Genomic DNA, 21728 nt, shown 5'->3' on the forward strand with positions numbered 1-21728 from the left:
AGTCATGACAGAGACTTGGCATAATAGTCTCAATATCTAATTATACAACCAACCAGCACATCCATGAATACCAACATCAGCCCCATCCTCAAAGTATTCTGCTTCTCCGCCGCGTTTTCCCTGGCCATCAAGTACGCAGGGCCCAGCCTATCCATAGCCTCAACCGACTTCAACGCCCTGATCGCCGTGTTTACCCCCAGTATCATCCTAGCTGCGATTCTGGGCTGGCGGGCATGGCAACAGCAGCCGAGGTAGGAGTTGAGGAGTCGCACAAAACACCAAAAGCCGCACAATACCAAACAATACAGGACAGACGATCGCATGGATCTAACCACCTTGAATCTCAAACCCTTAAACTTGCTCATTTTCCCCGATTGGAGCCAACCAGAAGAATTACTGTATTTAGAGTTGGCCGCAATTATTAAAAGTATTGTCACTCATCGCGATCGCCATAATCTAGCTCTTTTAATAGATAGTACCGAAATTTCAGAAGACTCGGAGTTAGACGCTGATTTAATTTTATCCGGGATTCTCATGAATCTCTGCATGGAAGAAGATTTAGACTCAAGCGTCGAACCGGAAATTATTTTATTAGCAAACCTCAGTCAAAGCCAGTGGCAAACTCTTCTGCCACAGATTCAATATAGAATTAAGTTAAAGGCAGAAAATCACCATACAATAGCCGACTCTGGAACCGAAAAAATCCCTGTAGTGGAACTGGAACAACTTAGTGATATCGCCCTTGACTCCGAAGCATTGGTGTTGAAAAAATTTGGCAGCCAACTCTACACTCAAGGAAGATACGAAGCAGCCATCAAGCACTATCAAAGGTTTTTAGCATCCCAGACAGGAGATATAGAACTGTATTCTAACTTCAGCGAGTGTTTGAGGAACCTTAACAGAACCGAAGAGGCGATCGCAATTCTCGAACAAGGCATTCGCCATTACCCAACAGCCGGACAACTGCACTTTGAAATCATCAAAATTTGCCAGCAAAACGGACGCACTCAGCAAGCTATATCGAGTGCAGAAACAGCCACCAAAATCCTGCCAGACGAATATGTTTTTAAACTTTTTAAACATTTAACACTGCCGATTGTTTACGACACCTCAGATGAAATCCTATTTTACAAGGAAAGATATGTCCAAGAATTAGAAATATTAATTCAGCAAACCTCTCTAAACAACCCCCACGAAAAAATTAATGCTTTGCGTGGTTTTGGTAGTTTCACTAATTTCTACCTAGCCTATCAAGCCCACAATGTTGTGGAATCCCAATCAAAATATGCCAATTTAGTTCATCAAATTATGGCCGCCAACTATCCCGAGTGGGTGGAACCGCGACAGATGCCTCCGCTGCCGGAAAATGGGAAAATTAGAGTCGGTTATGTTTCTAGTTACTTGCATTCTTACAGCGGCACTTTATGGTTGACCGGCTGGTTGCGCTATGCCGATACGAAACAAATAGAAATTTACTGTTACTACACAGGTAACGAACCAGATATAATTACAGAACAATTTCGCCAATACAGCCATTTATTCCGCCACATTCCTCACAACTTAGAAGCTGTATGCCAACAAATTATTGATGACAAATTGCATATTCTGGTATTCCCTGAAATTGGCATGGATGCACCAACTATCCAAATAGCAGCTTTGCGCCTCGCACCCGTGCAATGTTCGGCGTGGGGACATCCTGTCACCTCAGGTTTGCCCACAGTTGACTATTTTATTTCCAGCGAATTGATGGAACCGGAAAATGCACAATCGCATTACTCAGAAACCTTAGTTAAGTTGCCTAATATTGGGGTTTCCTACCCAAAACCACTCGTGGGAGAATTAAACAACAGTCGCTTAGATTTTGACCTCCGAGAAGATGCAATAATTTACTTTTGCTGCCAAGCTCCTTTCAAATACTTACCGCAATATGATTTTATTTTAGCAGAAATTGCCCGCCGCGTTCCGCAAGCTCTGTTTATTTTTCCGCGCGGCGAACTGTTGCGAAAACGGCTCAAGCGGGCTTTTGGTGCCGTCAATCTCGACAGCGAAGATTACTGTCTGTTCCGAGCAATTGCAACTCGACAAGAGTATATAGCCATGAACTTTCTTGCCGATGTTTTCTTGGATACTTTCACTTGGTCGGGGGGCAATACGTCTTTGGAGGCGATCGCCTGCAATTTACCTATAGTAACCTGTCCGGGAGAATTTATGCGGGGACTGCACGCTTATAGCTTTCTCAAGATGCTGGGAGTGACAGACACAATTGCCCAAAACGAAGCAGAGTATATTGAAATTGCTGTTAAGTTGGGTAAAGATTCGGAGTGGCGGCGAGATATTGGACAACGCATGAGTCAGCGACACGATTATTTGTTTGACGATCGAGTTTGCGTGACTGCTTTAGAAGCTTTTTATCAAAAAGTTGTTCGAGAAAGACTTGAAAATTAAAGCAATCTTATTTCCTATCCCTGGGAGCTCCGGTAAGTTTCAATCTCGACTGCAATCTCCTCCTCGATAATTTCTTGAACCTCTGGTATATCTTGAGTTTTGTCAAATAATTCCTTGACTTTGCGAGCGATGATTTGGCGAGTATTTTGCTCACATAAAAGCCTCAAAGCTTTTCTTAGCACCGCTTCTACATTTTCATATTTTCCAGTGTGTAACTGAGATTGAATCAACTGTTCTAATTCTGGGTTTAAAACAATATTCATCGCCTATTTCCTGTTAAAAAATGTTGAGATATAGATGAAAACACCGCCCTGGCACTAAAAGAGAGATCCTAGATTTTTAAGTCGGCATAATATCGTCGAGTTTCAGTTGTAAATCTGGAAACAAGCAAGAAGAAATAGTATCTCCCAAGCGATATTGCTGCTGCTGGTATGCACCATTAACTAATTGGCAGACTGTGAAAGTCGGTTGCTTTGGATTGCCAATAAATTGCCAACCACCCAAGCCCCGAAAGTCCACAATCCAATATTCGGGGATATTCAAAAAAGCATACTCTTCCACTTTTCTTGCATAATCATCTTGCCAATTAGTGCTGACCACTTCAGCAACAAGCTTAATGGTACTACCGTTACAAATAACTGGTTCTTTTTGCCAAAGTGGTTCTTGACTTAGTTCTGCTTTATCTAAAATAATTATGTCAGGACGGAGCGCTGTAGCTTCAGCATATAGTGGTTTTATTAGACAATTTTTGGGTACCAACCAGTTGAAGTTATCCCGAAAAATTTCGACATAAATTCTCCCCGCAATGCTCCCGGCAACAGCTTCGTGAGGACCAGTAGGTTCCATGTCTCTGAGTTCTCCATCAATTAGTTCATAGCGTGTATTATCCCCATATTGGGAGATAAACTCCTCAAAGCTAAATAATTTTGGTGTAGTGTAGGTCATAGATCGTGTTTTAACGGGATGTAATTTAATTGTAAGTTATGCGATCGCGCTCCCAGCTTGACAATTTCGCCCGATCGCCCTTATCGCCCTGTTTGCCCCACTATCATTATAGATGCACTTCTAGACTGGCGAACCCAACCCACTCAAACCAAATTAAGCATAAACAATAAGTTCGATCGCCCTAACCGACAATTCCCCTCCGAAACTCCCTCATCGCTTCCACACTCGAAGCCATCAGCAAGCAGCGACACAGTAAATTAATATCTAAATCTGGCAAAACAACACTTGCAGAAATTTTTGCATAACCCTCAGAACCCAAACGATACATAGCCAATACACCATCTTCCCAGAACCTGACTTCAGACACTCCCAATACTCGATAGCGCTCCAATTTTCTCACAGTACCGCTAGTGAAGACTACTTCGATACATAAATCTGGAGGAGAATTGGGGGTTATACGTCTGCCAATAAAATAAGATTCATCAGCTTGTACAGACACTACCCCTTCCGTTTCTTGGGTAAAGCTTCCCGTAGGTGCAAACTCAATTTCATTTTCGGCGCAGTAGATAGCCAGCAGCGTACAAATTGTTCTACTAAAAAATTCGTGTTCCGGGGAAACTGCCAAAATTTCTACCTCTCCTTTGTAATAAAACAACTTGATTCCAGGAGAGTCAGAAAACCCCTGTTCAATTAATTTGAACTGTTCCCAGCTAATCCCAGAATGAATGAATCGTTGGTCTAGTGGTCGTAAAAGTGTCTGTGTCATCATGCGAACCTCTATCAAACTATTGGAATAATCTTAAACAATCATCATTTAGAGTGCATCTAGTTTTTCAAGAGGGCGAAGCATGACCGCATATAAGTTATTAGTTATCATCTCATATTGATTTCGGTCATGCTTCGCCCCTACAAAGATATTTGCCTTGCGCCAGATGCACCCATCATTTACCTCTCCGGTAAGCTGTAATCTTTCCTGCAATCTCCTAATTCATCGCCTATTTTTTGTTAAAATTTATCAAGTGCGATCGCACTTCCAGCTTGGCTAAATTTGTTCGATCGCCCTTTCGTTACCTTCCAACCCCACATCCAGCGCCAGTAAAGACTTGTCAAAATAGTCTCAATGCCTAATTATACAACTCAAGGTCAATTCTAGGGACAAGACGGCCCTCGAAAGAGCGATCGCACTTCTGGCAGTAGAGACACAATCGAGAAGCGCGATCGAGCTACACTTGTCTAAAGGCAACTAAATCCCAGCCCAGCACAACCATCAAAACCCAAATAGAGGCCATCACCATGATTCAAGCCCTACCAGAATTTGTAACATTCGATGAATTCATTGACTGGTGTCCTGAAAACTCAGAACACCACTATGAATTGCACAATGGAGAGATTGTTGAAATGCCAAAAGCAACAGGCAAACATTCTAAAGTCGCCGGTTTTACCGTACTGAAGGTAGGAATTGAGATTGAGCGCCTCAATTTACCGTACTTCATCCCCAAAGAATCTGTCATCAAACCCATCAGCGAGGAATCGGGGTATGAACCAGATATTATTGTACTCAACGAACAAGCAATTGTAAACGAGCCGCGATGGGAGAAATCATCAATTATCACAAGGGGTTCATCAGTACCCCTAATCGTAGAGGTAACTAGCACTAACTGGGGGGATGATTATGCCCTCAAATTAGAGGCGTACGAGGCAATGGGTATTCAGGAATATTGGATTGTAGACTATCTAGGATTGGGTGGAAGACGGTTTATTGGCAATCCCAAACAACCTACTTTTTCAGTTTACCAACTAATTGATGGGGAATATCAAGTTAAACTGTTCCAAGGGGCTGAGGTGATTGAGTCCCCAACTGTCCCAGAATTGAATCTGACAGCGCAGCAGGTGTTCGCCAAAGGGAATTGAGCAGGCTGCGTTGTAGGAGTATATTGTAAAGAGGCGATCGCATTTAAGCTATCTTGTAGAGACGCGAGTGCAAAAGCGTCTAAAGCAAGGTCGGCAATTCCCCGTTATAATATCTAAAAATCGCATGAAGCTAGGACAGTGGATCGGCTTATTAGCCCTCATCGCATCTTGTTACATCCTCTGGCAAATCAGGCAAGCCCTACTGCTGCTGTTTGCCGCCATCGTCTTAGCCACGGCATTAAACAAACTAGCACGCTACTTACAAAAAAAATTCCGGTTCAAAAGGCCGATCGCCGTACTGTGCTCAATTAGTTTCTTATTCCTCGTCTTCGTAGGCTTGTTCCTGATAATTGTACCACCCTTCGCCCTGCAATTCCAACAACTTACCCAAAGAGCCCCTCAAGGAATAGCACGATTAAATGATTGGGTAGATGCAATCGAAACTCGCTTCTCCGGACAAATTGGCCAACGGTTGCCGAATCTTGATGTTAACGACATTATGCGACAACTGCAACCTTTATTCAACCAACTCGTTGGGGGTGCAGGAGCCTTTGTCGGCAACACATTAGGTGTCATTCTGAGCTTTTTGCTGGTCTTAGTTTTGACCTTAATGACCTTAGCAGATCCCCTCTCTTACCGCAAAGCATTTATACAACTATTTCCCTCGTTTTACCGCCGACGAATCGAGGGTATTTTAGATGAATGCGAAATAGCTCTAGGTCGATGGGTAATTGGTGCGTTAATTAGCATGAGTGTGATTGCTTTTTTGAGCTTAATTGGTTTGTCAGTTTTGCAAGTTCCCCTACCGTTAGCTCACGCTGTAGTAGCAGGATTTCTGAACTTGATTCCGAATATTGGCCCTACTATCAGCGTCATTCCGCCAATGACGATCGCACTTTTAGACTCTCCCTTAAAATCAGGTTTAGTTCTCATTCTTTACTTTCTAATTCAACAGTTTGAAAGCAACATCCTCACGCCTTACGTCATGGCACAGCAAGTATCGCTGCTGCCAGCAGTAACATTAATAGCTCAAGTATTCTTCGCCACCTTCTTTGGATTTTTAGGCTTATTGCTAGCCCTCCCCCTCACAGTTGTCGCTCAAGTTTGGATTAGGGAAGCGCTAATTAAAGACATTCTCAACCAGTGGAATGCTAATCCTCAAAGGTTGGCCGCAATTGATTCGGCTATCGACGAAGAATATGAATCTATAGGAGTCACACAAAGCAGGTCAGAAAAGTTACCCGAACACAAACCAGACATCCCTGATGATGCTAAAAATGACGAGACTGCCAATCAATAATTCAGGTTTGTAGTCAGGACTTCAGTCCTTCTTTATCCCCAGATAGAGGACTGAAATCCTCACAGGTTTGTAGTCAGGACTTCAGTCCTTCTTTATCCCCAGATAGAGGACTGAAGTCCTCACTACCAACTGAGTAAATGACGCTGCTGATAAAATTGAATAATTCAGGTTTGTAGTCAGGACTTCAGTCCTTCTTTATTCCAGATAGAGGACTGAAGTCCTCACTACAAACTTAGTAAGCTTATGGTACCGCGACCGTTGAATAACTATCTTAAGCCATAGCATTTTAAACCGCATCAATTCAATTTTGTAGTCAGGACTTCAGTCCTTCTTTCTTCTAGATAGAGGACTGAAGTCCTCACTACAAACTTAGTAAACTTATGGTACGCTCGCCCTTCACTAACTATCTTAAACCATAGCACTCTAAACCGCATCTTTTCCAGCGCTAAAAATCTGTTGCACCGTCAAATTCAATTCTGGAAATGTGGGCGAAACAATTTTATCGTTCCCCCGAAACTGACTAACTTGATACTCGCCATCAACCAAATGGTGAACAAAAAAAGTAGGTTGTTTCGGATTGCCAATATAGCGTCTGCCGCCCAGTCCCAAATAGTCGGCAATCCAGTATTCAGAAATGCCCAAAGCTTCGTAATCTACCAACTTGTAGCCATAATCATCCCGCCAATTGGTACTGACAACCTCCACAATTAGCCGGACAGAACTACCCATTGTAATGATAGATTCCTTTTTCCATCTCGGTTCGCTGTCCGTCCCTTGTCTGTCCAAAACGATCGCATCCGGTTCGTAACCAGATAACTCGTTATCAGCTTTAACCACGCATTCCTTGGGAACGAAGTAGGGCAATTTCAGTCTCTCGATTTCAATCCCTAGCTTCAGGCAAAGGAAGCCAGCTACTTCTGAATGTTCTCCGGTTGCTTTAGGCATCTCAACAATAGCTCCATTGTGCAGTTCGTAACGGTTTATCGAATTTTCAGGATACCAGTCAATAAATTCATCGAACGTGACTGGTTTTAATATCGCTTGAGTCATCGAGTTCGCTCCTTATATTATTTATTTATGTAGGACTTATGCAATCATCCTCAGAAACCCGGTTTCTGACCATATTTATCGCGATCGAACCCAAGATTTTCGTAGAAACCGGGTTTCTTAGCCTCATTCTTATTATGATATTATCAGATCCGTTATAATGTCTTCCTTTCATTTTAAATCTAGCCCGATCGCCAAAACTGCATTTGTGCGATCGACATTCCATGAAACTAAAATCTAAAAACTAAAATCTAAAATAGTCTTATGAGATCGATCGACGAAATCAACGATAAAATCAGCCAAGGCAAAGCCACAGTCTGGACAATCGAAGAACTCAAAACCCGAGTCAGAGAAACCAGCATTAGCCAAGCAGCAAAAGAAGTCGATGTGATTACCGCAGGCACTTTCGAGCCCATGGAATCCTCAGGCGCCATCATCAACCTCGGCCATACCGACCCCCCGATAAAAATCCGCCAGTGCTGGCTGGACGGCGTTTTAGCCTACTCCGGCTTCGGCGCCGTAGACCTGTACCTGGGAGCCACCCAAGTAGCCGAAGACGGCGAAGAATCGCGAGAACGGGGCGGCGGACACGTCATCGAAGACTTAATCGCCGGCAAACCCGTGCAGTTGCGGGCGATCGGGCAAGTCACAGACTGCTATCCCCGCGCCTCCTTTGAAACCACGATTACCCGCGATACCATCAACCAGTTTTATTTATTCAATCCCCGGAACGCCTATCAAAACTTTATTGTAGGAGTCAACGGGGGCGATCGCCCGCTGTTCACCTACCTCGGCCCCCTGCAACCGAACCTCGGCAACGCCGTCTATTCGAGCCTGGGAGCCATGTCGCCGCTGCTAAACGACCCCCACCTCGAACTGATCGGCATCGGCACCCGCATCTTCCTAGGAGGCGCTCAGGGCTACATCACCTGGGAAGGAACCCAACACTTCCCGCTGCAAAAACGGCAGCCCAACGGGACTCCGATCGGCCCAGCCGCCACCCTCGCCCTCATCGGCGACGCCAAACAGATGAACTCCAAATGGGTGCGGGGCTGCTACTTCAAAAACTACGGCCCATCGCTAATGCTGGGAGTCGGCATCCCTTTTCCTGTTTTAAACGAAACAGTCGTCGCCCACTGTGCAGTCTCAGACAAAAAAATAGTAGCGCCGGTGGTAGATTTCTCTATCCCCCGGCGCGTGCGTCCCACCTTTGGTTTAGTCAGTTACGCTCAATTAAAAACTGGTCGTATTCTCATCGAGGGTAAACCCGTGCGGGCCGCCCCGCTGGCGAGTATGTTTCTCTCGCGGCAAGTAGCATTGGAATTGAAGCAGCAAATTGAAGCGGGTCAATTTACCCTCACGGCCCCAGTTGCTCCCCTACCAGTCGATCGAGTATTTCTCCCGCAAGATTTGTGGGGGGCACAAGTCAGGCTGGAATAGACAATTCGTAGACTAAAGTCATGGATTATAACTTGAATGAACCACGAGAGGATATTCAAAGATGATCGACGAGAACCAGTCTAAATTCACTGATGAGGAGGTTGCTAATGCTGAGGTACAGATTTTTGAACACACAAAGAGAATTGAGTTCTATCTGACGGAATATTCCATTGAGCTTCTGGCCCAAAAGATGCAGAATGGAGATTTCGAGATTCCGGCCTACCAGCGCGAGTTCACATGGGAACCAGAGCGCAAATCCCGGTTCATTGAGTCGGTATTGATGGGGCTTCCGATCCCTTTCCTCTTCTTTTGGGAAAGCCCGTCAACAGGTAAGCTTGAAATTGTTGATGGTTCACAGCGCCTGAGAACGATTCAGGAGTTCGTTCTTGGTGACTTTCCCCTAGGTGACTTGGAAGAACTATCGCTACTGACCGGATTTCGATTCAAAGATCTACCCGAATCTCGGCAACGAAAAATCAAGAACCGTTCCATTAGGGGGATCGTGCTCAATGAACACGCCGATGAGCAAGCACGATTCGATCTTTTCGATCGAATTAACACAGGAAGCAAGGTCGCGAACAAGGCTGAGGTGCGTCGAGGTGCGTTAGGAGGTGCTTTCCTCGACCTTGTGATTTCACTCGCCCAAGAGCCGAGCTTTGAAGAACTTGCACCAATATCTGACAAGCTTTTATTAGAGCGTGAGAGAGAAGAACTCGTTACACGATTCTTCGCTTACGGTGATGGACTGGAGACATACAAAGACAGAGTGTCGCCATTTCTTTTCACCTACACGAAGAAGATGAACGATCGCTTTAAAGATAACCCAGCAGAAATTGAGTCCTATCGGCAACGCTTCAGGGACATGATAGACTTTGTATCGCGCAACTTCCCGTCGGGTTTCCGCAAAGCACCTAAAGGTAAGGCTACACCCCGATCGCGTTTTGAAGCTATAGCCATTGGAAGCTATCTGGCACTTCAGCAACGGCCTGAGATAGCCAACCAATCGATCGAAGTTGAAGAATGGTTGAATAGCAAGGACTTTACAAAAGTGACCGGAGCAGACGGTGCGAACGCCATAGGCAGACTCAGGGCTCGTATAAATTTCGTTCGCGATCGTTTACTTGGAGATTGAGGATGGAGGATTTGAGCCAAGCTTTTGAAGAGCGTTTACAGGAAATCGAAACTTACCTTGACCTGCTTGAATCCATACAGCAACAAGTGCAGGGAGGATCTCCACAAATCGGGGAAGCTACAATCACTCCACAACAGCAGAAAATCCTCTATTCGAGTGTTTACTTACAGCTCTACAATCTTGTCGAGTCAACGATTACTCGGTGCGTAGATGCCGTATCTCAGGCAGTGGTTAATAACAGCTCGCTGCCCAACGACTTGTCCATTGAGTTGCGCCGCGAGTGGGTGCGATGCACCGCACGCACTCATACCGATATCAACTACGAGAATCGCCTGGAATCTGCATTGAAACTCTGCGATTACCTAGTCCAATCACTTCCCATATCAACTTTTGAAGTTGAAAAAGGTGGAGGTGGAAATTGGGATGATGAAGAGATTTACAAACTTAGCAAACGTCTAGGATTATCCTTAAATATAAGTCGTGATGCTAATCGTGCTGTCAAACAACCATTTCGGGATGACCAAGGCGCACTTTCTCTGATCAAAAGTTTTCGGAACAAACTAGCACACGGTAATCTATCATTTGCAGAGAGTGGCAATAATATTACTGTTAGCGATCTCCGTGACCTCACTGAACGAACAGCATTGTATCTAAGAGAGGTTGTAAATTGCTTCAAGTTATCCATAGATGCACATGAGTTCCTAATGCCGGAGAAGCGACCTAAAGGAGCAAAGCCATGAATCCAGATGCGACTATCATCGGCACTCATATGAGCAAAAAGCCTCATACCGATCGCAGAAGTACAGCAATTAGCTGCATCGATCTATTTTGCGGTTTGGGCGGTCTGACACATGGACTGATCAAAGGAGGTATTCATGTTGTTGCTGGTATTGACATCGATCGACAATGCCGCTTCCCATACGAGAGCAACAACGACGCCCTTTTCGTCGAGCAGGATGTCAGCACTTTATCTGGTGCCCAACTTGCAGACATTTTTGGCGATGCAAAATTGCGTTTACTGGCCGGCTGTGCGCCCTGCCAACCATTCTCGACTTACAGCCGTAAGGGACGGCAGGAACGCCAGGATAGCAAGTGGGCACTGGTATCCGAATTCGGTCGGCTAGTACGGGAGACTCAACCCGAATTCGTGACGATGGAGAATGTACCACAGCTTTTAGAGCATGAAGTTTTCAAGGATTTTTTGAAGGAATTAAAAGGCTATTCGATAGATTGGAGCATTGTAGATTGCGCTCAATATGGAGTTCCACAAACTCGTAAACGGCTGGTGCTACTAGCATCTCGATTCGGAGCTGTAGAATTAGTACCTCCAATTTTTTCCAGACAATCCTGCACAACTGTGCGTGAAGCCATTTCCCATCTACCCGCCCTAGCAGCCGGATGCTCCGATCCAAATGACGCACTTCATACCGCCTCCTCACTCAATGACCTGAACCTCCGCAGAATCAAAGCCTCAAAACCAGGAGGCACATGGCATGACTGGGATGCTTCACTGCTGGCACAATGTCATCGTAAGAAATCCGGACAAACTTATCCTAGCGTTTATGGTCGTATGAAGTGGGACGCCCCGGCTCCAACGATCACAACCCAATGCTTTGGCTACGGTAATGGTCGGTTCGGGCATCCGGAACAGGATCGTGCAATTTCTCTCAGAGAGGCAGCCATCCTTCAGACTTTTCCCGAAAACTACCGCTTTCTGGCTCCTGGCGAGCGAGTCTGTTTCAGCAAACTGGGACGCTTAATAGGAAACGCTGTTCCTGTTCAAATAGGTCAGGTAGTGGCGCAAAGCCTACTCGATCATGTAGAGAAATTTGATAAGTTCCTCAAGTAAAAATGCAAGATTAAAAGTTTTTTAACCTTTAATCTTGCATTTTTACTTGCCTTATTTTTGCCTTATTTTTTATTCTTCGCTGGGTTTAGGCTTCTTAACTGGCTTAGGAAGAGGTTCCTTGGGGACGGCAGGTGCGACTGCTGCCGCCGACTTAATATTAGGGCGTTCTATGCCAGAAGCATCACCGCTGGGTCTAGGAGTAAAGGGACGCTTGCTTCCCCCTCCTTTGTAGCCACCGCCGCCACTAGGCTTGCCGCTTCCGGGGGGGAATTTCCGCTTTTTAATAGGCAGGGCGCCAATATTGTTGGCCTGCTGAATCATCAGACTGTCAGCTTGCAATTTGACGTGGAAATCCCAAAAAAACCCGATCGCCTTTGTGCCTAAATCTCCCTTGAGTTTCAGCTTAAAAAACTTCATCTTGTCATCATTCTTGCGGGGAGCTTGCTTGATTTTGACGATGACATACTTTTCTTGATCTTGCAATTGTTGATAAATCACCTCACCTCTAATCGAAAAATAGCCATCTTCAACATCAGGTTCCGAGGGCGGTAAAGATGCGGTCGATGCTTCGCCGCCCTGCTCAATGTCCCCTGCTTCGAGGTTTTCATCATCAGAGGAAGGTTCGGGAGATTTTTTGAGCGTTTCGGGTTCCCAAACTCCCATAATTTGGGCGTGCAAATTACCGTCTTCTTGCCTGGTGCGGGGATAGACCACCCACAGGTGTTCTTGTTCGAGATCCAGGTGATTTTTGACTAAACTCATGACTCTACCCAGCAAAACTGCGTCAATGGCAGTTCCGTCGGCAGCTATTAGCATACCCCGGGTAAATTGCTCTTCGGATTGCGTGTAGCGGCCCCGCACCAAACCAACAGCTCGATACTGTCTGGGTTCGCTCGGGGGCGGAATCGGGTGCTGGCGCATCACCGAAGCAATGTCATCGGCGGCCTGAGTGTCATTAACGGCAGGCTCGGCGGTGACGATCGCACCGCCCGCAGGTACTGGAGGTGCGGATTTTGGCTCCGATGGTACCGGAGCATTGCTGGGCGGTTCTTTTGGCTTTGTTTTGTCCCGCTCGACAGCCAAATTGTAGCGCGGTCGGTGCAGCGAGTCGGTTGGCGCTGGGGCGTCCGTTGGCGCTGGGGCGTCCGTTGGCGCTGGGGCGTCCGTTGGCGCTGGTGGTTGACTGTTGTCAACAGGTGCAGCCGACGCGGCAGACACAGGACTTTCGTCTGGTGTCTCGGGAACAGAGGCTGTAACTTCGGGCGGATTCACGGCTGTATCGCTTGGCTGAGCCTTGCGAGTGGAAGTAGATTTGGACGATTTGGAAGACCGGTTCGGAGAGGGGTTCATAAAAAACTCCTTGCAGCGGAGACACATCCCTTGAGGGAAATTAGGAATAAACTGAAGAAACTGCTTTAACTACTACTAGCACCAGACTTGAGGCTAGCGCCGCCAAGTTTGATTTTGACCCGTCAACGCCAACTTTGAACGCTTTGACTGCCTTGGGATCGCTAGCTGCTAAACTCCTTGCTGGCAAAGAGTTTGACAGTTGCTAACCCCATGATAAGGTCGATCGCGCGAAAGCTGGCGTTGCCAGCTTGTAGTATTTAGGATATTCAGCTTGCCTATTTTACTTAATCCAATTACCTAGCGGGCCGATCCGCCATGTTTTAGGTAATTTTGAGCTTCACCAAACTCTCATTGGACACTCCTCGGCAGTCTTTGGGGCTGCGGGTATGAGTGTCCAAAATTGTTTGGCGGGCGTGGAGTTGTGGGTCTGTTACCATATTAGCTGCAAGCAAAAGACTGCTTTGTCAATTGGACTTTGAAGTTAAGAACTTTTATGGTTGCATGGATCTGGTTAAATTGCAGATGCCCCTTGGCGATCGGTTAATTTCTAAGAAAACAGTACATTTTAAGCTGGGATAGTGTGAATTTTATGGAGAAAGCAAACAAGCGTCGCGGGTTGATTGGTGTGGTGGTGGTGCTGGCGATCGTCGCTTTTGTGGGATTTAGTTTGCTTCCACCAATTTTGGACAGGATTATCAAGGCCAATCAAGCGCCAAGTCGATCGACTCCAACGCCAACTCAGACAGCCGCATCTAACGAAAAGCAATCGCAGTTGCTGCAAGATCAGGTTCGGGGGTACGAATTGGTTTTGCAGCGGGAACCTGACAATGTAACGGCTTTGCGGGGCTTGTTGCAGGTGCGGCTGGAGTTGATCGGACAAGGAGTGGGAGCAATTAAGGATGTGGTGCCGACTTTGGAAAAGTTGGCTAAACTGAATCCTGAAACTACTGAATACGGGATTTTGCTGGCTCAGGCGAAGGAACGCACGGGCGATCGCGAAGGAGCCGCTGGGGCCTATCGGTCTATTTTAGCGTCTAAGCCCGGGGAGATTGCGGCTTTGCAGGGATTAGTGAATTTGCTGTTGGTGCAGCAGCGGCCCGAAGCTGCGATCGGACTGCTGCAAGATACGCTCAAGGCTGCTCCGGGTGCGAATCAGGCGAAACCGGGAAGTATTGATGTAACTTCGGTGCAGTTGATTTTGGGACAGGTTTATGCGGTGCAGAAACGATACCCAGAGGCGATCGCGATTTACGACGAATCGGCTAAGGCGAATCCGAAAGATTTTCGTCCGACTTTAGCTCATGCGATCGTGTTGAAGGAACAGGGCAAAACAGACGAAGCAAAAACGTTGTTTGATAAAGCTACTGAGCTAGCTCCACCTAACTATAAAGACCAAATTAATCAGTTAGCTAGCGGCACTCCTTCGCCTTCTCCAAAAGCAGATGCGAGTCCCGAACCGGCGGCTCCCGAACCGGCGGCTTCCCCAAGTCCTGAAGGTTCGCTACCTAAGCCTTAAGGATAGTTTTGAGTTTAGAGTGCGTGATAACTGTAGGGACACAGCACTGCTCATTGGTGTCAACAACCAGGTCAAATCTAATCAGAGACTGCTGGCAAGACTATTCAATCTAGATCCCCCCTAACCCCCCTTCTTAAGGGGGGGACAAGACTCTTCTCAAAGTCCCCGCAACGATTCGGGGGATTTAGGGGGATCTAGACTACGATAGAAGCGATATTTTTCAAGGGTTTTAGTCTTAAGTTGACACTAATGAGCAGTGCTGTCTCCCTACCCATGCAGCGTTCTTTAACCTAGATTTGAGATTGCCAATTACCAATAGCTAATTAGGCAAGATATCGGAGGGAATTATGACTACTAGCGTTAACCAAATTGTTCTACCTCCTGCTTTTCCAGACCACACTCAATTACCAGAGTCGGATGGTACTTTTGTGAAAAATTTCCAGGAGCATCCACAAAGTTTAATTTTAACAGATTCGATCGGCCCGATTTTACAGGCACTTCATCCTGATGGACAATATGCGATCGGTCAAGACTGCGGCATTTATTGGCGAGAAACAGAACCACCGGAAAAAGGTGCAGAAGCTCCTGATTGGTTTTACGTTCCCAATGTACCTCCTAATATTGACGGTCAAATTCGCCGTTCCTACGTGCTGTGGCGGGAACACATAGCACCGTTAATTGCTCTGGAATTTGCTAGCGGGAATGGCGATGAAGAGCGCGATCGTACTCCGTTATCTCGCAGCGAGGAAGGGGTAATCACGAAACCTGGCAAGTTTTGGGCCTACGAACGGGTGATGCGAATTCCGTATTACGGCATCTATGAAATTAACAGCGGGCGATTAGAAGTTTATCGGTTGATTGACGGATATTATCAACTTTTAGAACTGAATCAGCGCGGTCATTTTGCGATCGCACCTTTAGGCGTAGAATTGGGACTTTGGCAAGGAAGTTATCAGAATCAAACCATGCTGTGGCTGCGTTGGTGGGATGAGGAAGGTAATTTGCTGTTGATTGGCGATGAAAGAGCTCAATTGGAGAGATTGCGAGGGGAACAACAGCGGGAAAGAGCCGAACAAGAAAGGCTGCGAGCCGACAGTGCAGAACAAGCACGACAAGCTGAATTTCAGGCAAGAAGGGCTGCAATTCCTCGGTTGTTGGGAATGGGTTTGAGTGCCGAACAGGTGGCGGAGGCGTTAGGTTTATCGGTGGAGGAAGTTACGGAGGATGGTGGAGAGTGAGATAGTGAGAGAGAATTGGGGAAAAGGGCGATCGATCTTAATAGACTTCATCGTGGGAACCCATTTTGAGCAATAAAATCGCTTCCTCTTCATCTTCTGGATCGGTGACAAACTCAAATAAAATCCGATAATCATAGTCTATTGAACATGACCAGATACCGATAAATCTCCCGCCAATTTGTGATATCGTTTCCGGTTGCATCAGAATGATTTAACCGCGAAGGCGCAAAGGACGCAAAGGAAGAGAAGAGAGAGATTAATACAGGACGATGAACAGAGGATTTGATATGAGTTCGCAAGCTGGGGTGAAAGCAGTCTTCAGACAAAAGTTCTAGCGTAGCTTCAATTAAAGGGCGAAGTTGAGGATTTTTACGAACTAACTTTTTGAAAGTACGAATAGATTTGGGAGTCCAACCAATTTTCATCAATCATCCAACTCCGCCATAAAATCGGCTACCGAACCAAATTTAACATTGCCCTCAGCATACTCTTGACGAACTTCTGCGATTTCCTTGAGTAATTCATTGCGTCGCTGTTGTCGCAGACGATTCTGAATAATATCTAGAAGCATGGCTTGGTCTTCTAATGATAAAATTTCTACAGCTTCAAGAGCTTGCTGGAATTGAGATGTCTCTGTCGTTTTACTCATATTTATTGTTCAGTAATTTACCAGATTATTTTCATTTCAACCAAGGGTGAACTTTTTTTTGAACATATCTTCCCAATGGTATCCCTAGAATAAAAAAAATAACCACAAACTCTTGGTTTGTGTTGCCGAAAACAGCAAAGAAAACCATTGATAATAGACAAAACCAGAGAATCCAAAAAGCTATTCCACAAATACAACCATCTACTTCACGAAACAGAAAAAATGTAGACTTTTGTGCAGGTTGTGATGGCGCTATTTCTGGAAATGTAAAGCTTCTGGATTCCCGTTATCCACGACGATATTTTGCTTCATGTTCTTCTTTTTTACGCTTATGTTCTTCCCATGAAAGCCATGCCATAAATACACTTGCACAAGCTGCGATAGCTTCCCACATAAATACTGCCTCTTCAGAACCACAATATTTTTTATTAATTTTAGCCAAATTTATCATATCTTAGCATTTTTCACTTCTGCTGTGTGTAAGATTTTCCTTGTTCCCAAATTCAGCAGGGGAACAAGGATTTCACACTAGCTTCTAGTATTTACGTTCCTGCGGCTCAAACATCGTAATCGCCACCGGCATATAAGCCAAATCAATCCCCGCAGGCGAATAATAGGCCAGCGTATGCTTCAAGAAATTGCCATCATCGCGATCGCTAAAATCTTCCCGCGAATGAGCGCCCCGACTTTCCTGCCGGTTCAAAGCTGAAGTTAAAATCATTTTTCCCACGATTATCAAACTCCGCAATTCCAAAGCTTCCACAATTTCCGTATTCCAAGATTTACCCTTGTCGTCTAAGTAAACTTCTTGATATTGTTTTTCCAATTCCTCCAATTTATGCAAACCTGACTGCATCAATTCGGCGCTGCGAAATACTCCGCAATACTCAGTCATCGTATCTTGGAACTTTTGCCGAATTTGGTTGATTCGGTATTGTCCGGGACGGTCTACAAGTGCTTGAATTTGCTGTTGTGTTTCCTGAATGTAACGCTGTTCGTCTACTGTGGGTAACTTGCGATTTTGGACAAATTGTGCGATCGCCGCGCCAGTCACTTTACCGTAAACAACGCATTCTAAAAGCGAGTTGCTGCCCAAACGGTTTGCGCCGTGAACAGAGACGCAAGCTGCTTCGCCGGCGGCAAAGAAACCGTCCACCAAACCCTCAGCGCTGCTGCGAACTTGCCCGCTGACATTAGTCGGAATTCCCCCCATTGAATAGTGAACTGTCGGACGCACGGGCATCGGCTGATTTACGGCATCAATGCCTAACAAACGGTGGGCTTCTTCCCAAGCAAAAGGTATTTTGCTCATGATTTTTTCGCGTCCCATGTGCCGCAAATCGAGGTAGATAAATGGGCCGCCTGCACTACCATTGAGATTAATTCCTCTACCTGCGCGAATTTCTAAGGAAATCGATCGCGATGTAATGTCCCTGGGTGCCAATTCCATGCGCGACGGGGCATAATTGGCCATGAATCGATCGCCCTCGGAATTGATCAAATAAGCGCCTTCGCCCCGCACGGCTTCCGAAATCAACACTCCCACCGGATACAAACCCGTCGGGTGAAACTGCACGAATTCCATATCTTCCAGTGGCAATCCCGCCATCGCCGCCATCGCCAAACCGTCTCCAGTCGAGGCGTAATCGTTCGAGGTGGTGTTGTAAACCCGGCCGTAACCCCCCGTAGCAAACATCACCGCCTTAGCGCGCACGACGGCAATTTCGCCGTCTATCAGGTTAAACATAACTACGCCCTTGGCTTGGCCTGCTTCCAAAATCAGGCGTGTGACATACCACTCTTGATAGATGTGAACTCCACAGCGGCGCAGATTGTTGACTAATTCGTGGAGGATAGCGTGGCCGGTTTTGTCGGCGGCGTAGCAGGTGCGGTTGTGGGAATGTCCGCCGAATGCGCGCTGGGCAATTCTGCCGTCTGGAAGGCGCGAGAAGAGGACTCCCATGTGCTCTAAATCGATGACTACGCCCGGTGCTTCGCGGGTGAGGATTTCTACGGCGTCTTGGTCGGCTAAATAGTCTGAACCTTTTACTGTGTCGAAGGCGTGGGCTTTCCAACTGTCATCTGGATCGACGTTTTGCAGGCTGGAGGCCATGCCGCCTTGGGCTGCGACAGAGTGCGATCGAATCGGGTGAGTTTTGGCAACAACAGCTACCTTTAAACTGGGGTCAGTCCGGGCAATTTCTACGGCTGCGCGGCAACCTGCTAAACCGCCGCCTACGATGATTACGTCGTGTTCTAGCATTTTTTTTAATTATTTTGAGTGTTCTGCTCAACTTATGGTGACGCAAAAAAAAACTTCCTACCAAAAGATCGGGAAGTTTTTTAACTTTTGATTTGAATTGAAAATCAAAGTCTAAAATCTCAAATTGAACTAGCCGACGTTTTGGACTGACCTCTGAGCGGACTGATTTCCCGTTGCAGAAGGTTGATCTTCGGTGGCGGGGTCTACAGAAAGCACTTCAATGTTATTGAGCAGAGTTGTCACGAAAGCAAACAGCAAGAATGGCAGAGACAGCACTAAAATCAAGCCAACTGTAGCCAAGGCGTAGATTTGGCGGGCGCTGCTCCAGAGGGCGAGTGCGGACGCTAGACTCAGGAAGATGACTATCAGCCAAACAATGATTTGACCGTAAATGTCGCCAAAGGTGAGGGTACATTTAAGGCGATAGTTTTGAATGTTATCCATTTGATGCCTCGGGAGATTGCTATTACGACTTGTCGAAAAATACTTTGACAGTGCGTCAATGCCGACTGTAAATTTTTTATTTTAGCTGCTGCAACTTGCTTTTTGCGTTGTTTTAAACATTTTTATAGAAGTTTGCAACAAGACTTTATACATTTGTGCTTCTGACTGGGAAATTTTACCGAAACCAGACTTAAGCACTCCGACAAAGAAACCGGGTTTTTACTGTTTTGGCGCCTGTAACGGGTATTTTCGCAAAAAACCCGGTTTCTGAACCCCCGTGCGTCAGGACTACGACAGAAAGGTACAAGGGGAAAGTCTACTTTTTGACCGATCGCGATTTTTGTAAAGTAATGTTAAGCTGCATGGGTATGGAATCAACGTTTATAGCGTTTTACCTGTGTTTTAGCCCATGTCTTTCGATCGCACATTAATGATTTCGCGCTGTTTCCTGGCTGGTGTGGGAACGCAGATGTTTGTACACCACCAGCAGCGGATTCCGCAAGAGAGTCCGGTACTGGTGGTGAGCAATCACCGCAGTTTCCTAGATCCTGTCGTGTTGACGGTGGCATTGGGTCGATCGATCCGGTTTGCGTGTCATCATTACATGGGTCAAGTTCCGGTGATTCGGGAAATTGTGACGACTTTCGGCGCTTTTCCCTTAGAAGCACCGGAGCACAGACAGCAGCATTTTTTCTCTCAAGCGACGGCGCTGCTACAACGCAGGGAGATGGTGGGGGTGTTTCCTGAGGGTGCAGAACCGATGGTGAACTTTACTCAACCAAATAATATGGGGAAGTTTCAGCGGGGATTTGCTCATTTGGCTTTGCGGGCGCCGGTGCGAGATTTGGCGGTGTTGCCGGTGGCGATTGCTTCGATGGAAGAACAGTCGGTACCGTCGGGGGTACCGCTGAAGTTGTTAAGTTTGTTCGATCCTTCAGAACCTTTGTTCGATCGCGCGGGGTGGCATCCTGTGATAGTTTATCAGCGAGTTAATGTTTTAATTGGCCGCCCTTACTGGATTACAGTCGATAGACAGCAGCAGTATCGAGGCAAAAAAGCCAAAGTAGTTGTTGCTGAACTTACAGAACACTGTCAGGGGGAAATTGCACAATTACTCGATCGAGGGTGTGTTTAAGTCAGTTGACAGTTGACAGTTGACAGTTGACAGTTGACAGTTGACAGTCAAATACCAAATACCAAATACCAAATACCAACTACCAAATACCAACTACCAACTACCAGATTAAGTTTAATCATGCCAACTGCTAACAATAAGGTTCGTTTTCTGTGCCCGAAACCGCCAAAACCCGATCGCCCTTTATTTGTATTTCTGCCGGGTATGGACGGGGGCGGTTTGCTGCTGCGATCGCAAATTCCTAAATTAGCTCCGCATTTCGACATTCGCTGCTTAGCTATACCAGCCGACGACATGGCTAGCTGGGAGGTACTGGTTAAGGAAACAATTGCCTTAATTGAAGCAGAAAAGAAAGTTAATCAGCGACCCGTTTATCTGTGCGGCGAGTCATTTGGGGGATGTTTAGGGATAAAAGTTGTTTTAGAAGCTCCCCAATTGTGCGATCGACTAATTTTAGTAAATCCAGCTTCTTCATTCCGACAACAGCCTTGGGTGCAGTGGGGTTCCCACCTAACTCAGTGGTTGCCGGCAAACCTTTATCCGCTGTCGGTAATCGGTTTGTTGCCGATATTAGCATCACTGGGAAAGATTGGGCGGGACGATCGGCGAGCTTTGCTGGAAGCGATGCAAGCGGTACCGCAACACACGTCTGTGTGGAGATTGGCGTTAGTGCGATCGTTCAATGTTGATGAAAATCAGTTGCGTGCGATCGAACAGCCGACGTTAGTAATTGCTAGCGGTGCCGATCGGCTGCTGCCTTCTATGGCAGAAGGGAAGCTTTTAGTCAAGGTAATTCCGAATGCTGAAATGGTGATGCTGGCTAATAGCGGTCATGCTTGTTTGTTGGAAACAGATGTTGACCTTCATGCGATTATGGAAGCTCACAAATTTTTAACAGAATCCGAAGAATATTTATCATTAGTCAGCAGTCATTAGTCAGCAGTCAGGGAGCATCTCATTTTTGTAATTTTTTTTTAGTGCGAGCGTCCCCGCTCGCGAGCTATATTAAGGTTCTTCCTTACTTGGTATGCTAAACTAACAGTTAAAATGCCAAGTAAGCAAAC

General features: G+C 46.2%; 22 protein-coding genes. 12 read left to right on the forward strand and 10 right to left on the reverse strand.

Features of this window, described 5'->3' with window-relative positions; translation table 11 throughout:
* Positions 1-63 precede the first annotated feature (63 nt).
* Positions 64-255, forward strand: coding sequence for a hypothetical protein (locus QT974_RS02165; RefSeq protein WP_333466884.1), 192 nt, complete (start codon positions 64-66; stop codon positions 253-255).
* 66 nt (positions 256-321) lie between these two features.
* On the forward strand, positions 322-2445 hold the full coding sequence (locus QT974_RS02170; protein WP_333466885.1) for an O-linked N-acetylglucosamine transferase, SPINDLY family protein: 2124 nt from the start codon (positions 322-324) through the stop codon (positions 2443-2445).
* 14 nt (positions 2446-2459) lie between these two features.
* Here the strand turns inward: QT974_RS02170 and QT974_RS02175 are convergent, their stop codons facing one another.
* The 3 genes from QT974_RS02175 to QT974_RS02185 form a co-directional block, all read right to left on the reverse strand.
* A complete protein-coding gene (locus tag QT974_RS02175) occupies positions 2460-2708 on the reverse strand; it encodes a ribbon-helix-helix domain-containing protein (RefSeq protein ID WP_333466886.1) in 249 nt (82 codons plus the stop codon).
* Positions 2709-2784: 76 nt separating this feature from the next.
* The gene (locus tag QT974_RS02180; protein WP_333466887.1) at positions 2785-3390 is read right to left on the reverse strand and encodes a Uma2 family endonuclease; all 606 of its coding nucleotides are present in this window, start codon (positions 3388-3390) and stop codon (positions 2785-2787) included.
* 181 nt (positions 3391-3571) lie between these two features.
* Positions 3572-4159, reverse strand: a complete 588-nt coding sequence (locus QT974_RS02185) for a Uma2 family endonuclease (RefSeq protein WP_333466888.1) — start codon at positions 4157-4159, stop codon at positions 3572-3574.
* A gap of 524 nt (positions 4160-4683) precedes the next feature.
* On the opposite strand from QT974_RS02185, the gene QT974_RS02190 reads away from it, so the two are divergent.
* Positions 4684-5301, forward strand: coding sequence for a Uma2 family endonuclease (locus QT974_RS02190; protein WP_333466889.1), 618 nt, complete (start codon positions 4684-4686; stop codon positions 5299-5301).
* A 124-nt stretch (positions 5302-5425) separates the two neighbouring features.
* Positions 5426-6601, forward strand: a complete 1176-nt coding sequence (locus QT974_RS02195) for an AI-2E family transporter (RefSeq protein ID WP_333466890.1) — start codon at positions 5426-5428, stop codon at positions 6599-6601.
* 423 nt (positions 6602-7024) lie between these two features.
* On the opposite strand, the gene QT974_RS02200 is transcribed toward QT974_RS02195, so the two are convergent.
* On the reverse strand, positions 7025-7651 hold the full coding sequence (locus QT974_RS02200) for a Uma2 family endonuclease (RefSeq protein WP_333466891.1): 627 nt from the start codon (positions 7649-7651) through the stop codon (positions 7025-7027).
* Positions 7652-7912: 261 nt separating this feature from the next.
* Between QT974_RS02200 and QT974_RS02205 the strand changes: the two genes are divergently transcribed.
* The 4 genes from QT974_RS02205 (at position 7913) to QT974_RS02220 (ending at position 12069) form a co-directional block, all read left to right on the forward strand.
* Positions 7913-9088, forward strand: coding sequence for a homocysteine biosynthesis protein (locus tag QT974_RS02205; protein WP_333466892.1), 1176 nt, complete (start codon positions 7913-7915; stop codon positions 9086-9088).
* 61 nt (positions 9089-9149) lie between these two features.
* On the forward strand, positions 9150-10220 hold the full coding sequence (locus QT974_RS02210; RefSeq protein WP_333466893.1) for a DUF262 domain-containing protein: 1071 nt from the start codon (positions 9150-9152) through the stop codon (positions 10218-10220).
* A 2-nt stretch (positions 10221-10222) separates the two neighbouring features.
* Positions 10223-10960, forward strand: coding sequence for an MAE_28990/MAE_18760 family HEPN-like nuclease (locus tag QT974_RS02215; protein ID WP_333466894.1), 738 nt, complete (start codon positions 10223-10225; stop codon positions 10958-10960).
* A complete protein-coding gene (locus tag QT974_RS02220; protein ID WP_333466895.1) occupies positions 10957-12069 on the forward strand; it encodes a DNA cytosine methyltransferase in 1113 nt (370 codons plus the stop codon). The genes QT974_RS02215 and QT974_RS02220 overlap by 4 nt, the downstream gene beginning before the upstream one ends.
* Positions 12070-12138: 69 nt before the next feature.
* On the opposite strand, the gene QT974_RS02225 is transcribed toward QT974_RS02220, so the two are convergent.
* Complete coding sequence (locus tag QT974_RS02225) at positions 12139-13419, reverse strand: hypothetical protein (protein ID WP_333466896.1); 1281 nt, start codon at positions 13417-13419, stop codon at positions 12139-12141.
* 589 nt (positions 13420-14008) lie between these two features.
* Between QT974_RS02225 and QT974_RS02230 the strand changes: the two genes are divergently transcribed.
* Both QT974_RS02230 and QT974_RS02235 read left to right on the forward strand, forming a co-directional pair.
* Positions 14009-14935: a tetratricopeptide repeat protein gene (locus QT974_RS02230; protein WP_333466897.1), complete on the forward strand. Its 927-nt coding sequence runs from the start codon at positions 14009-14011 to the stop codon at positions 14933-14935.
* A gap of 347 nt (positions 14936-15282) precedes the next feature.
* A complete protein-coding gene (locus tag QT974_RS02235; RefSeq protein ID WP_333466898.1) occupies positions 15283-16173 on the forward strand; it encodes a Uma2 family endonuclease in 891 nt (296 codons plus the stop codon).
* Between the two features lie 37 nt (positions 16174-16210).
* Here the strand turns inward: QT974_RS02235 and QT974_RS02240 are convergent, their stop codons facing one another.
* The 5 genes from QT974_RS02240 to QT974_RS02260 form a co-directional block, all read right to left on the reverse strand.
* On the reverse strand, positions 16211-16375 hold the full coding sequence (locus QT974_RS02240) for a type II toxin-antitoxin system RelE/ParE family toxin (protein ID WP_333466899.1): 165 nt from the start codon (positions 16373-16375) through the stop codon (positions 16211-16213).
* A 222-nt stretch (positions 16376-16597) separates the two neighbouring features.
* Complete coding sequence (locus QT974_RS02245; RefSeq protein ID WP_333466900.1) at positions 16598-16822, reverse strand: hypothetical protein; 225 nt, start codon at positions 16820-16822, stop codon at positions 16598-16600.
* Between the two features lie 286 nt (positions 16823-17108).
* Positions 17109-17273, reverse strand: coding sequence for a hypothetical protein (locus QT974_RS02250; RefSeq protein WP_333466901.1), 165 nt, complete (start codon positions 17271-17273; stop codon positions 17109-17111).
* Positions 17274-17357: 84 nt separating this feature from the next.
* The gene (locus QT974_RS02255; protein WP_333466902.1) at positions 17358-19085 is read right to left on the reverse strand and encodes a succinate dehydrogenase/fumarate reductase flavoprotein subunit; all 1728 of its coding nucleotides are present in this window, start codon (positions 19083-19085) and stop codon (positions 17358-17360) included.
* 129 nt (positions 19086-19214) lie between these two features.
* Positions 19215-19529: a hypothetical protein gene (locus tag QT974_RS02260; RefSeq protein ID WP_333466903.1), complete on the reverse strand. Its 315-nt coding sequence runs from the start codon at positions 19527-19529 to the stop codon at positions 19215-19217.
* A gap of 409 nt (positions 19530-19938) precedes the next feature.
* Here QT974_RS02260 and QT974_RS02265 point away from each other — a divergent pair, with 409 nt between their 5' ends.
* Both QT974_RS02265 and QT974_RS02270 read left to right on the forward strand, forming a co-directional pair.
* On the forward strand, positions 19939-20664 hold the full coding sequence (locus tag QT974_RS02265) for a lysophospholipid acyltransferase family protein (protein ID WP_333466904.1): 726 nt from the start codon (positions 19939-19941) through the stop codon (positions 20662-20664).
* Positions 20665-20784: 120 nt separating this feature from the next.
* Positions 20785-21600 (forward strand): alpha/beta fold hydrolase, encoded by an 816-nt coding sequence (locus QT974_RS02270; protein ID WP_333466905.1) that lies wholly within the window; start codon positions 20785-20787, stop codon positions 21598-21600.
* The last annotated feature ends 128 nt before the right edge of the window (positions 21601-21728 follow it).

Origin of the sequence: Microcoleus sp. BM001215392, from assembly GCF_036700185.1 — a bacterium.
GTDB lineage: Bacteria > Cyanobacteriota > Cyanobacteriia > Cyanobacteriales > Microcoleaceae > Microcoleus.